Here is a 12,400-nt window from a genome sequence, read left to right on the forward strand (position 1 = left end):
ACACTACCACGGCGCGGAGGGAGCCCGCTCACCCCCGGTTCACTCCTCCCGGCGACCCTCTTCGGCGCCGCCGTCCGCGGACTGCTCCGCCTCGGCGGCCCGCTGGAGAGCGTCGTCCAGGTCCTGCTGCGCCTGGCCGTAGGCCTCCCAGTCCTGTTCGGCCAGCGCCTCCTGGCCCGCCTCGAACGCCTCCTGGGCGTCCTGGAGGGCCTCCTGCACGGTCGCGTTCCCGGAGGCCGGAGGATCGGCGGGAGTCTCACCGGGCTGCTCCTCCTCACCGGGGGGCTGCTCCTCCTCGCCCGGGGTCTCCTCCGTCCCGTCGACGCCGAAGACCACGTTCAGCGCCTCGCCGAGGGTGTCCTCGAAGGCGGTCTCCTCGCCGTAGGTCACCAGCACCTTCCGCAGCAGCGGGTAGTTGGTGCCCGCACCGCGGACGTAGACCGGTTCGACGTAGAGCAGTCCGCCCTCCAGCGGCACGGTGAGCAGGTTGCCGTACTCGATCTCCGAGTCACCGCGCTGGAGGATGTTGATCTCGTTCGCGATGTCGGTGTCCGAGTTGAAGCGGCTCTGCACCTGCTGTGGACCGGAGACCGTGGTGTTGGACGGCAGCTTCAGGATCCTGATCGTGCCGTAGTCCTCACTGCGGGCGTCCGCGTTGACCGCCATGAAGGCGCCCAGGGTCTCGCGCCCGCTGGGGTTGAAGGTCGTGGTCAGGGAGAAGGTCTGCTCCTCCTGGTCCGGCATCTTCATGCTGAGGTAGTACGGCGGGACCGCGTTGCCCTTGTGCGTCGGGTCGTCCGGCACCTGCCAGCGCTCACTGCCGCTGTAGAACTGGCTGGCGCTGGTGACGTGGTAGCGGGTCAGCAGCTCGCGCTGGACCTTGAACAGGTCCTGCGGGTAGCGGAAGTGCGCCATCAGCTCGTCGCCGATCTCCCCGCGCGGCTCGACCGTGTCGGGGAAGGCCTTCATCCAGGTCTTCAGGATCGGGTCCTGGGTGTCCCACTGGTACAGCTTCACGTCGCCCGTGTAGGCGTCGACGGTGGCCTTGACCGAGTTGCGGATGTAGTTGACCCGGTTCTGCTGGGCGATGACCGAGCGCTGGCCGTCGGTCAGCGCGTCGGCCGTGGTCTCGCCCAGGGTCGTGCGGGAGGAGTACGGGTACTGGTTGGTGGTGGTGTAGGCGTCGACGAGCCACTGGATGCGCCCGTCCACCTCCGCCGGGTACGGGTCGCCGTCGATGGTCAGCCAGGGGGCCACCGCCTCGACGCGCTCCTTGGGCGTGCGGTTGTACAGGATCCGTGAGCCGTCGCCGATCGCCCCCGAGTACAGGATCTGCGGCTCGCCGAAGGTCACGGCGTAGGCGGCGCGGTTCACCGGGTTCTCCAGGCTGACCCCGCTGTCGCCCTTGTAGCTGTAGGTCTTCTCCTCGCTGCCGGAGATGTAGTCCAGTTCCTTCTGGGGACCGCCGACGATGGAGTACTGCGTGGTCTTCTCGCCGTAGTAGACCCGCGGCTCGTAGTCGCCGAGCTCACCGGTCGGCGGGAGGTTCTTCTCGATGAACTCCGGCGCGCCGGTCGAGGCCACCTCGGTGCCCTTGCCGGCCACGATGCCGAAGCCGTGGGTGTACTTGAAGTGGTCGTTGATCCAGTTGCGCTCGGTGATGCCGTTGATGTTGATCTCGCGCAGACCGATGACGGTGTCCTGCTCCGCGCCGTCCTCGGTGGTGTACCGGTCCACGTCCAGGGTGGCCGGGAACTGGTAGTAGCTGCGGACCTGCTGGAGCTGCTGGAAGCTGGGCGAGACCACGTTCGGGTCGAGCAGCCGGATGCTGGCGGTGGTGTTCGCCGCCTCGCGCAGCTCCTCGTTGCTCGCCTCGCTCTGGCCCTCGTAGTCCGAGACCTCCGAGTCCGCGATGTCGTACGCGTCGCGGGTGGCGTCGATGTTCTTCTTGATGTACGGCGTCTCCTTGGCCTGCTCGTTCGGCTGGACCTGGAACTTCTGCACGATCGCCGGGTAGAGCCCGCCGATGAGGATCGCCGAGAGGACCATCAGGCCGAAGCCGATCACCGGCAGCTGCCAGGTGCGCCGCCACAGGGTGGCGAAGAAGAGCACCGCGCAGATCGCGGCGATGAAGAACAGGATCGTCTTCGCCGGGAGATACGCGTTGGCGTCGACGTACCGCAGGCCCGTCCAGTTGTCGGTCGCCTTGAAGTCGCCGGACTTCACCGCCAGGCCGTAGCGGTCCAGCCAGTACGCCACCGCCTTGAGCGCGACGAAGAGCCCGAGCAGCACCGACAGGTGGCCGGTGGCCTGGGAGGTCGCGCGGGCGCCCGGGGTGGTGAGCCGCAGCCCGCCGTAGAGGTAGTGCACCAGCGCGGCGGCGAGCAGGGAGAGCACGACGGCCGCGAAGCCGAAGCTCAGCAGGAAGCGGTACCAGGGCAGGTCGAACGCGTAGAACGAGACGTCCTTGCCGAACTGGGGATCCTCGGTGCCGAAGGGGACCCCGTTCAACCACAGCAGCCAGGTGCGCCACTGGCCTGCCGCGGAGGCGCCGGCGATCAGCCCGACCAGCGCGGTGACCCCCAGCAGCACCCACTTCTTGTACGGGGCGATGCCCATCCGGTAACGGTCGAGACTCTGCTGCTCCAGCGACATCGCGCTGAGCGGGGGCCGCAGCCGGTGGGCCAGCCAGATGTTGACGCCGACGGCTCCGGCCATCAGAAGGCCGAAGACGGCGAACATGCCGATCTTGGTCCACAGGGTGGTGGTGAAGACATTGGTGTACTGGACCGACCGATACCACAACCAGTCGGTCCAGAAACCGGCGAACATGACGAAAAGCATGGCCAGTACGGCGAGCACGCCCGCTGTCATCAGCAGGGTCTTGGCGCGCCCGGAGGGCCTGCCGACACTGATCCGTGGTCCGGTGGGCCCGCCTGAGCCCCGGTCCGGCATCTGGAAAGCCAAGGTGCGCACCTCGAAAATTCGCAGCGGATGGAACAGGCCCCGAATGCTAGGGCCCCACCCATGCAACTTACTCAAGCTTTACCCGGTTCCCGTTTCCGGGGTGTTCGGCGGCACGATATGGGGATGGACAACATCACCGACGACGGCACACCTCTCGCCGCCAGCCCGCTGACCCGCGCGGTGCTCGAGATCGACGAGTACGCCGCGGGCCTGGGCTGGGACCAGCCCGCCCGCCTGTTCGCCCTGGTGGACACCGACCGGCTGCGCGCCGAGGAACCCGTGCTGGCCGACCGGCTCGGGCTCGGCGGCGAGAGCGGTCAGGATGATCCGGCCGGCCGGGGCGGCGGCAGCGGTGCCGCCCCCGCCTCCCTCACCCCGGTCGAGCAGGACGAGCTGCCCGCCGGAATACCGCTCGACGAGTTCCTCGGCACCATCGCCTGGCCCGACGCGGTCGCCGGATGCGCGATGACGGTGGAGCGGCTGATGCTGCCGCCGTCGGCCGAGACCTCCGTTCCCCGGGAGCTCCAGGAGGAGGGCGCGGAGGAGCGACTGGCGCGCTGGGTCGCCGAGCACCCCGAGCGCCGGGAGGTGCGGATGACCGTGGCGGTGCTGCGGGACGGCGCCCGGGAGACGGCCCTGCGGCTGCGCGAGAAGGACTCGCCGACCGAGGTGCTGACCGGCCCGGACCTGGTGCCGGGGCTCGCCGAGGCGCTGGCCGGCACCTTCACCGACTGAGGACGGGGCAGCGCGGGGAACGGGAAGACGGAGGGGAGGGGGCCGGGTCAGTCCGCCGCGCAGCGCGGCAGGGCGCCGGTGTCCCCCTCCCTGATGTCCGCCAGGGCCGCCAGCGCGTCGTCGATCGTGCCGACCTCCACCAGGGTCAGACCGTCGGGGACGGAGCGGGCGGCGGTGGCGCAGTTCGCCTCGGGGGTGAGGAAGTACTCGGCGCCCTTCTCCCGGGCGGCGATGGTCTTCATCTGGACGCCGCCGATCGGGCCGACCTTCCCCTCGCCGTCGATCGTGCCCGTACCGGCCACGAACTCGCCCCCGGTGAGATCCTCCCGGGTGAGCCTGTCCATGATGCCGAGGGCGAACATCAGTCCGGCGCTGGGACCGCCGACATCGGCGAGCCGGATGTCGATCTCGAACGGGAAGGTGTGGTCGAGGCCCGCCTGGATCCCGACGATGGCCCGCTGGTCGTCCTCGGCCGCGGTGGTGGTGACGGTGACCTCCCGGCCCCCGGTGAGCTCCTCACCCTTCTTCTCGGCCTCCTCCGCGCGCTTGGCCGGAACGACGGTGAAGACCACCTCCTCGCCGGGCCCGTGCTCGGTCACCAGAGCGGCGACGTCGTCCGGCCGTTCCACCGGCTTCCCGTCCACGGCCGTGATCACGTCCCCGGCGTGGAGCCGGCCCTGGGCCGGCGCGCCCTTGACCACGGAGGCGACGACCACCCGTTCGCCGACCGGGATCCCCAGTTCCCGCAGGGCGGCCACCTTGGCGCTCTCCTGCGACTGGCTGAACTCCTCGGCGTTCTCCTCCCGCACCTCCTCGGCCGACTTGTCGTCGGGGTAGAGGGTCTCGTGCGGGACGACCACGCTGTCCTCCGCCAGCCAGCCGTGGACGGCCTCCACGAGGTTCATCCGGTAGTCCGCGCCGGTGACCCGGACGGTGGTCATGTTGAGATGCCCGGAGCTCTCGTACGTCCTTCTGCCCTCGATGCTCAGCACCGGCTTGCCGCCGTGCTCGCCGAGCGTGTTGACCGTGGGCCCGGGGGACATCTCCGCGTACGGGACCCTGATCAGGGCCCCGGCGCAGAGGACGGCTATGAGCAGCAGGGTGGAGGTGAGCATCGTCGCGGTCCTGCGTGGCATGCCACGACAGTACGGGACAGCCCTGTCAGTCGGCTGCCGGGGTGATCGCGGGACGGGGCTCCGCGGCGCCCTCCCGCCGGTGCGCCCGTGCGTCGGGGAGCCCCTGGGGCCGCTCCATGGCCGCGCGGAACGCCTCGTACCCGGCGACCCCCTCGGCGTCCCCGGCGCCGCTGGGTCTCCTGGCGGCCCAGACGGACCAGACGGCCGCCCCGACCGCGGCGGCGAACGGAATCAGCAACCAGGCGAGTGCCGCCACAGTGACCTCCCGATTCCTCGGATAACGCCAAAACCGGCCTATGAGCAGACTAGATCCCCGACGGAAAGACCACTCCGGCGGGGTGGCCCGTGTCCCGGAAGCCGGCCGCTCCCGGTACCGGCCGTGCGGGACCTGTTCCCGGCGACCGGCCGGGCATTCCCGGAGAACGGCGGCGCTACGCGCCGACCCTCCCACCCGTCACCCGGCCACCACCCCTCAAGGACAGCGCTACGCGCCGACCCACTCTTCGGTGCCGTCGGTGAAGGTCTGGTGCTTCCAGATCGGCACCTGGTGTTTCAGGTCGTCGATCAGGCGGCGGCACGCCTCGAAGGCCTCGGCGCGGTGCGCACAGGAGACGGCGACCACCACCGCCAGGTCGCCGATCGACAGGTCACCCACCCGGTGCACCGCGGCGAGCGCCCGGACGGGGAAGTCGGCGGCCACCTTCTCCGCGACCCGGCGGAGCTCGGCCCCGGCCGTCGGATGCGAGGAGTAGGAGAGCCCGGTCACTCCGGTGCCGCCGTCGTGGTCGCGTACCGTGCCGGCGAACAGCGCGGTACCGCCCGCGGCGGAGTCGCCGACGGCCGAGAGGACCTCGTCCACGGAGAGCGGGGTGTCGCGGATCGCGAGCAGCCGGATCGGATCGGACGCCGCCCGTTCGCCCGCATGGTCGTACGTCTGTGGCATGGGGTCATGGTGCCCCACGGACCCGGCACACGGCACGGCGGCTTACCGTCGTGTCCGCACCGGGGCGTGTCCGCCGGGGCGCGGTCACATCGCGGTCACATCCGGCGGCGGGTCCTACGGGCGCGGCGGACCAGGGCGGCGGTGCCCACCAGGGCCACGGTGGCGCCCGCGGCGCCGAGCGTGGTGGCGTCCTTGCGGCCCAGCCGCCGTCCCGCGACGGTGTGCCGTCCGGCCACCTCGTGCAGCAGCTCGGCCAGCACCTGCTCGTTCGTCCACTTCGGCCGCCAGCCCGCCTCGTGCAGCCGGGAGCCACTGACCACCCAGGGGTGCATGGTGTACGCCAGGTCGCCGGCCGGGGAGGGCGTCAGCCCCAGACGGTGCAGCCGGGAGGCCGCGCCGAGCGCCACGGCCGGGGGCAGCTCCATGCGGCGGATCCCGGACAGTTCCTCGACCTCCTCCTGCTCCAGCCAGCCGTCGCAGCCGACCGCCAGCTCGCCCTCGGCCTTCTCCAGGGCCGCGTACTCCAGGGCACTGGCCAGGTCCTCGAGGTGGCAGAACTGCCAGCGGGGCCGGGAGCCGGCCACGACCAGCAGGCGCGGCGACTCGAAGTAGCGGGTCAGGGCGGTGTCCACGCCACCGACCAGCACGGTGGGACGCACCACGGTGACGTTCAGGCCGGGATGCGCGCGGGGCGCGCGCCGGGCGAGGCGCTCGATCTCCAGCAGGTCGCCGACGCCGGTGGCCTCGGCGGTCGCCCGCAGCTCGGCGTCCTCGGCCAGCGGCACGTCGTTGTCGGGCAGCGCCCCGTAGACCATCGCCGAGGTGCACAGCACGACCCGGCGCACCCCCGCGGCGGCCGCCGCGGTCAGCACCGTCTGGGTGCCGCGGACGTTGTAGGCGGTACGGGCGGCGGGATCGGTCTCCAGATCCAGGTCGACGGCGAGATGCACCACGGTGTCCACCGGATCGCCGTCGCAGCGCAGCCGGTCGGCGATGGCGGGGTCCCGCACGTCCAGGAGGTGCCACCGCGCGCCGTCCGTGCCGCCGTGCCGCTCGTCGATGGCGACGACCCGCCCCACCTCGGGGGAGGCCACCAGCCGCTCGGTGAGCAGCGCGCCGATCCCCGACGCGGCACCGGTGACCGCGACGGCGCGGCCCGCGGCACCGTTACGCGGACCGCGAACGTTTGGCTCCTGGGAACTCACCCGGTGTCTCCCCCGGTTGTCTCTGGTACGACGTACGCAGGGTCCATCCTGCACGAGAGGTGTCTAGGCTGGACGTAAGGGTCACCGTCGCGCACCCGCGCCGCGCCCCGTCCGGCCGCGGCTCCACCCGTCCCGCTCCACTCCGTCCATCCCATCCATCCCACCAGCAGAGCCGAGGAACCCCGTGAGTGACATCCCATTCGGATTCGGCCTTCCGCCCGAGGAGCCGGAGGAGGGCGACGACGGCCGGAAGAAGGGCGGCAAGGGCGATCAGGGCGGCCAGGGGTCGGGCCCGTTCGGGTTCGGCGGCCAGGGCGGCGCCGACAACCCGCTCGCGGCGATGTTCGGCTCGCTGGGCGGCGGACCCGGCGGCTTCGACCCGAACGACCTGGGCGCCGCCTTCCAGCGGCTGGGCCAGATGCTCAGCTACGAGGGCGGTCCGGTCAACTGGGACATGGCCAAGGACATCGCCCGGCAGACCGTCGCCGCGGGCACCCCGGACGGCACCAAGGACGCCAGTGTCGGCCCGCAGGAGCGGGTGGCCGTCGAGGAGGCCGTACGGCTGGCCGACCTGTGGCTGGACGGGGTGACCTCGCTGCCCTCCGGGGCGGGCTCGGCGGTCGCCTGGAGCCGCGCCGAGTGGGTGGAGGCCACCCTGCCGGTCTGGAAGGAGCTGGTGGACCCGGTCGCCGAGCAGGTCGGGGCGGCCATGGGCGGTGTGCTGCCCGAGGAGATGCAGGCCATGGCGGGCCCGCTGCTCGGCATGATGCGCTCCATGGGCGGCGCGATGTTCGGCACCCAGATCGGGCAGGCGCTGGGCGTGCTGGCCGGTGAGGTGGTCGGCTCCACCGACATCGGGCTGCCGCTGGGCCCGGCGGGGAAGGCCGCCCTGCTGCCTCTCAACGTCGCGGCCTTCGGCAAGGACCTGGGCGTTCCGCTGGACGAGGTGCGGCTGTACCTGGCGCTGCGCGAGACGGCGCACCAGCGGCTGTTCGGCCATGTGCCGTGGCTGCGCTCGCACCTGTTCGGCGCGGTCGAGGGGTACGCGCGGGGCATCAAGGTGGACACCGCCCGGCTGGAGGACCTCGTCGGGCAGCTCGACCCGTCGCGCCCGGAGGAGCTGCAGGAGGCGCTGCAGGAGGGCATGTTCCGGCCGCAGGACACCCCCGAGCAGAAGGCGGCCCTGGCCCGGCTGGAGACGGCGCTCGCCCTCGTCGAGGGCTGGGTGGACGCGGTGGTGCACGCCGCCGCGGAGCCGCATCTGCCGTCCGCGGCGGCACTGCGCGAGACGCTGCGCCGCCGCCGCGCCACCGGCGGTCCGGCCGAGCAGACCTTCGCCACCCTGATCGGTCTGGAGCTGCGGCCGAGGCGGCTGCGCGACGCCTCCCGGCTGTGGGCCTCGCTCACCGACGCCCGCGGGCTGGACGGCCGCGACGGGCTGTGGGCCCACCCGGACATGCTGCCGACCGCCGAGGACCTCGACGATCCGGACGGCTTCGTCCACCGCGAGCAGCTCGACTTCTCGGAGCTGGAGGGGCTGCTGCGCAAGGACGGCGGGGACGGACCGGACGGCGGCGGGACCGCCGGGGAGCGGGGGGACGGCCGCGGAGACGGACCGGACGACGGGAGCGGGGACGACGGGAGCGGCACCGGCGGCGGCGCCCGGTGAGCCTGCACGAGGACGCGGCGCGGGTCCTGAAGGAGTGGCCCGCGCCGGACGACACACAGCACACGCTGCGGCTGGCGTACGGCGACCATCTGGCCGCCCACCCCGACGGGATGTGGAAGTCCTGTGCGGACGGCCACCTCACGGCGAGTGCCCTCGTGGTGGACCCCCGCCGCGGGCGGGTGCTGCTGACGCTCCACCGCAAGCTGCGGATGTGGCTCCAGACGGGCGGGCACTGCGAGCCCGGCGACACCACGCTCGCCGGTGCCGCCCTGCGGGAGGCCACCGAGGAGTCGGGCATCACCGGGCTCGTCCCGCTGCCGGGCGGCCCGGTGCGGCTCGACCGGCATCTGACGCCCTGCGCCTGGCATCTGGACGTGCAGTACGCCGTCCTGGCGCCCGAGGGCGCCCTGGAAGCGGTCAGCGAGGAGTCGCTGGAGCTGCGCTGGTTCGGCTGGAACGAGGTGGCGGACGTGGCGGACGACTCCGTCGTCCGGCTGGCGGACCGCACCCGCGCGCTGCTGTGAGCCGCTGAGCGGCTTCGGCGCGCGGGCGCGGCCCGTGCCGCCCGGCCTACCGGTTGGTGAAGATGTTGCCCGGGTTCTGGCCGGCCGCGCCCTGCCGGCCCGCGCCGTACTGCGCCCGCACGCCCTGGCCGGTCATCGCGTTCTGCGGGGGGAGCAGCTCGCTGGGCTGGACGAGGGCGAAGCCCTGGCCCATGAAGCTCAGCTCCCAGCCCTCCCCGGTGTTGCCGCGCCGCCGGAACACGCTCTGCGAGCTGGTCTGGGCCTGCATCTGCACCCGCAGCGAGCTGGACCAGGCCACCACCGCGTCGGCGTCGGCGCTGACGTACCGCTCCGGGGTGACCTGGAGCGCCAGCGGCTGGCCGGAGGTCATCAGGGCGACCTTGCCGCGGCCGGTGATGTTGAGGTTGTACGCGCCGGAGCCGGAGATGCCGAACTGGCTGTCCACCGCGATCACCTCCCAGTTCAGACCGGAGTCCAGGGCCAGGACGTAGGAGCTGTCGACCGTCAGGCCCTCGGCGGAGTCCACGTCCATGACGTGGACGTACTGGGCGAGGTTGGCCAGGTAGACCGTGCCCTGCCCGGAGCAGCGCATCAGCTCCAGGTTCTCCCCGGCGCGCGACTGCCTGCGGCGGCGCCCGTGCGACTGGTATTCGCCGTCGAACTCCAGCAGGCCCTCGTAGGCGACCATCGCGCCCTTGCGGGCGAGCACGTCGTCCTGGCCGCCGAGCCGGATCCGCAGCAGCTGCGGGTTCTGCAGGGCGTAGCGCTCCTGACTGGTGACCTCGGTGTACGCGAAGAGCGGACTCTGCATGGTTCTTCCTTCCCCCTCAGCCCCGCACGCGCAGGCGGTCGGTGCTGTCCTCGCTGGGCTGTACGACGACGAAGCCCTGGCCGGAGAAGGCGATCTGGTACGCCTCGCCGCTGCCGCGGCCGATCAGCGCGCTCGCCTTCATGGTGCGCTTGCTCTTGATCTTCAGCCCGCTCGACCAGGCGACCAGGGCGTCGGGGTCGACACAGGTCTCGTCCTCGCCGCGCCCGCAGTCCACCACGATGGGGGTGCCGCGGGAGGTGAGGGCGACCCAGCCGGTGCCGGACAGGCCGACGTTGAACAGGCCCTGGCCGGCGAGCTTCGCCAGCCCCTTGACCCGCTCGACACCCCACTGGAGATGGGCGTCGAAGGCGAGGAGGTTGGTGCCGTTGACGGAGAGGGCCTCGTTGTTCAGGTTGAGGCAGACCACGTCGGCGCCGTAGTCGGCGAGGTAGAGGACACCGTCGCCGCTGCACTTCATCACCGGGGCGCCCTCGCCGGTGAGCCACTGGGAGGCCGCCTGGCGGACGGCCGGGGGGTTGGCCTCGTACTGGATGAAGCCCTCGTAGGCGATCATCGACCCGGTGCGGGCGAAGACGTCCTGGCCGCTCGCCATGGCGATCTTCACCATGTGCGCGCCGTGGTTCTCCATCCGGGCGGCGGGCGGGGTCGGGGCGTAGCCCGAGATCTCCGGGATCACTGGTTGGTTCATGACGGGCTCCCTCAGACCTCGTAGGGCTGGACGACGACGAAGTTGCCGGGCGCGCCGCGGAACTGGAGGTTCACGGTCTCCCCGCTGTGTCCGGGGTAGGCGTTGCGGCGCAGCCGCACCTGGCTGGAGATGATCACCTGGGCGGCGGCGGACCAGGCGACGACGGCCTGGCTGTCCGCGAAGGTGGTCGGGGTGACGGGCAGGACGACCGGGGTGCCCTGCGTCTTGACCACGACGGTGCCGGTGCCCTGGAACTGCATGGTGAACAGGGCGCCGCCGGGGATGCCGTGGCCCTCGATCCGGCGCACCTCGTAGTGGAGGCCCTCGTCGAAGGCGAGCACGTTGTCGGCCGAGACGCAGATGCCGTCGCCCTGGAGCTCGACGGGGTGGACGTGGGCGGCGTTCTCGGCGAAGAACACCTGGCCCCGGCCGGTGCAGCGCATCAGCTGCATCTCCTGGCCGGTGGCGTTGCCGACGATCCGGCCGGCGAACCCGGCGCCCTTGTAGGAGAAGTCGACCTTGCCCTGGTACAGCACCATGCTGCCCTGGCGGGCGAGGACCCCCTGGCCGTCGAGACCGAGGTCGGCCCGGATCAGCGCGGAGTTCTGCGGGGTCCAGCGCCGGCCGGTGGGTGTCTCGCGGTACTTCTCCAGTGCGGCGCCGATCCCGGCCGCCGGGCCCTGGGGCACCGGCGGGAAGCCGCCGGGCGGGCCCCCGGGGTGGCCGGGGGCCTGCCCGAAGGGCTGCTGCTGGTGCTGGTGGGGGGACTGCGGCTGTCCGAAGGGGTTGGGCAGGGGCGCGCCGGGCATCGTGGGGGCGGTGGGCGAAGGCGGGGGCACGGGCGGGCCGGACGGTGCGGGCGGCGGTGTCTGGCCGGGGAGGCCCGGCTGGGTCGGCGGGCCTCCGTACGGGGCCGGAGCGGGCTGTCCGAAGGGCGGGGCGGCGGGCGCGGGAGCCGGGGGCGGGGCCGGAGCGGGCGGCGGCGCCTGCGGGACCGGTGCCGGTGCGGGCTGCGGGGCGGCGGGTGCCGCCGGGGGCGCGAAACCGGGTGCCGGTCCCGCGGGCGGGGCGAATCCGGGCGCCGCGGCGGGGGCGGGTGCCGGGGGCTCCGGCTGCTCCTCCGCGACCTCGCCGCCGAAGTGCTTCAGCAGCGCGTCCAGACCGCCGTCGAAGCCCTGTCCGACGGCCGCGAAGCGCCAGACGTCCTTCAGGTAGAAGTCGCCGAGCATCACGGCGCGCTCGGTGGTGAACTCCGACCCGTCGAACGCGTAGCGCGCCACCTCCTCACCGCCCGCGACGATCCGCAGGTAGCCGGGGTCGATCTGGGACATCTGCCCCGCGCCGTCGATCGTGGCGGTGAAGGACAGCTTCCGGATGTCCGCCGGGATGCGGTCCAGCGTCACCCGGAAGGACTCGGTGTCGCCCGCCTGCGCGCCCAGGAGCTGGATCGACTCCTCCGGCGACCTGGGCTGGTTGAAGAAGACGAAGTAACGGTCGTCGGAGAGCCGCTCGTCGGCGTCGAGGCCGAAGCAGCTGATGTCGAAGGTCAGCCCGGGCGCGGAGATCCGCACGCCCACGTACAGATCCGTTCCGGCTGTCAGATCGCTGATCCTGGCCTTGTGGCCGCGTTGGAATTCCCTGGCCATGCGTAACGACCGTCCCCCATCCGAAGCGGTGAATTGCGTCGCGCCAGGCTAACCG

Annotated in this window: 11 protein-coding genes; 3 read left to right on the plus strand and 8 right to left on the minus strand. The window is 72.2% G+C overall.

Annotated elements, in window-relative coordinates; translation table 11 throughout:
- Positions 1-39: 39 nt before the first annotated feature.
- Positions 40-2,976, minus strand: a complete 2,937-nt coding sequence (locus tag V1L54_RS05465; RefSeq protein WP_330116697.1) for a UPF0182 family membrane protein — start codon at positions 2,974-2,976, stop codon at positions 40-42.
- Positions 2,977-3,090: 114 nt separating this feature from the next.
- On the opposite strand from V1L54_RS05465, the gene V1L54_RS05470 reads away from it, so the two are divergent.
- On the plus strand, positions 3,091-3,702 hold the full coding sequence (locus tag V1L54_RS05470; protein ID WP_330116698.1) for a PPA1309 family protein: 612 nt from the start codon (positions 3,091-3,093) through the stop codon (positions 3,700-3,702).
- Positions 3,703-3,749: 47 nt separating this feature from the next.
- Here the strand turns inward: V1L54_RS05470 and V1L54_RS05475 are convergent, their stop codons facing one another.
- The 4 genes from V1L54_RS05475 to V1L54_RS05490 all read right to left on the minus strand — a co-directional run bounded on the left by V1L54_RS05475 (position 3,750) and on the right by V1L54_RS05490 (position 6,986).
- Positions 3,750-4,838 carry a YlbL family protein gene (locus tag V1L54_RS05475; RefSeq protein WP_330116699.1) on the minus strand — a complete coding sequence of 363 codons (1,089 nt, stop codon included), beginning with the start codon at positions 4,836-4,838 and terminating at the stop codon, positions 3,750-3,752.
- A 25-nt stretch (positions 4,839-4,863) separates the two neighbouring features.
- Entirely contained in the window at positions 4,864-5,094 is a 231-nt protein-coding gene (locus tag V1L54_RS05480) for a hypothetical protein (protein WP_330116700.1), read from the minus strand.
- A 228-nt stretch (positions 5,095-5,322) separates the two neighbouring features.
- Complete coding sequence (locus V1L54_RS05485) at positions 5,323-5,781, minus strand: molybdenum cofactor biosynthesis protein MoaE (protein WP_330116701.1); 459 nt, start codon at positions 5,779-5,781, stop codon at positions 5,323-5,325.
- Positions 5,782-5,876: 95 nt separating this feature from the next.
- The gene (locus V1L54_RS05490) at positions 5,877-6,986 is read right to left on the minus strand and encodes an SDR family oxidoreductase (RefSeq protein WP_330116702.1); all 1,110 of its coding nucleotides are present in this window, start codon (positions 6,984-6,986) and stop codon (positions 5,877-5,879) included.
- A gap of 184 nt (positions 6,987-7,170) precedes the next feature.
- On the opposite strand from V1L54_RS05490, the gene V1L54_RS05495 reads away from it, so the two are divergent.
- Positions 7,171-8,655, plus strand: coding sequence for a zinc-dependent metalloprotease (locus V1L54_RS05495; protein ID WP_330116703.1), 1,485 nt, complete (start codon positions 7,171-7,173; stop codon positions 8,653-8,655).
- The gene (locus V1L54_RS05500) at positions 8,652-9,179 is read left to right on the plus strand and encodes an NUDIX hydrolase (protein ID WP_330116704.1); all 528 of its coding nucleotides are present in this window, start codon (positions 8,652-8,654) and stop codon (positions 9,177-9,179) included. Before V1L54_RS05495 ends, V1L54_RS05500 begins: the two co-directional genes overlap by 4 nt.
- 46 nt (positions 9,180-9,225) lie before the next feature.
- Here the strand turns inward: V1L54_RS05500 and V1L54_RS05505 are convergent, their stop codons facing one another.
- From V1L54_RS05505 to V1L54_RS05515, 3 genes are read right to left on the minus strand one after another with little or no spacing between them, the layout of a single operon-like run.
- Entirely contained in the window at positions 9,226-9,990 is a 765-nt protein-coding gene (locus V1L54_RS05505) for an AIM24 family protein (protein ID WP_330116705.1), read from the minus strand.
- A 16-nt stretch (positions 9,991-10,006) separates the two neighbouring features.
- Complete coding sequence (locus tag V1L54_RS05510) at positions 10,007-10,699, minus strand: AIM24 family protein (RefSeq protein WP_330116706.1); 693 nt, start codon at positions 10,697-10,699, stop codon at positions 10,007-10,009.
- An 11-nt stretch (positions 10,700-10,710) separates the two neighbouring features.
- Positions 10,711-12,345 carry a TerD family protein gene (locus V1L54_RS05515; protein WP_330116707.1) on the minus strand — a complete coding sequence of 545 codons (1,635 nt, stop codon included), beginning with the start codon at positions 12,343-12,345 and terminating at the stop codon, positions 10,711-10,713.
- Between the last annotated feature and the right edge of the window lie 55 nt (positions 12,346-12,400).

The sequence above is a fragment of the Streptomyces rubellus genome (assembly GCF_036323805.1).
GTDB lineage: Bacteria > Actinomycetota > Actinomycetes > Streptomycetales > Streptomycetaceae > Streptomyces.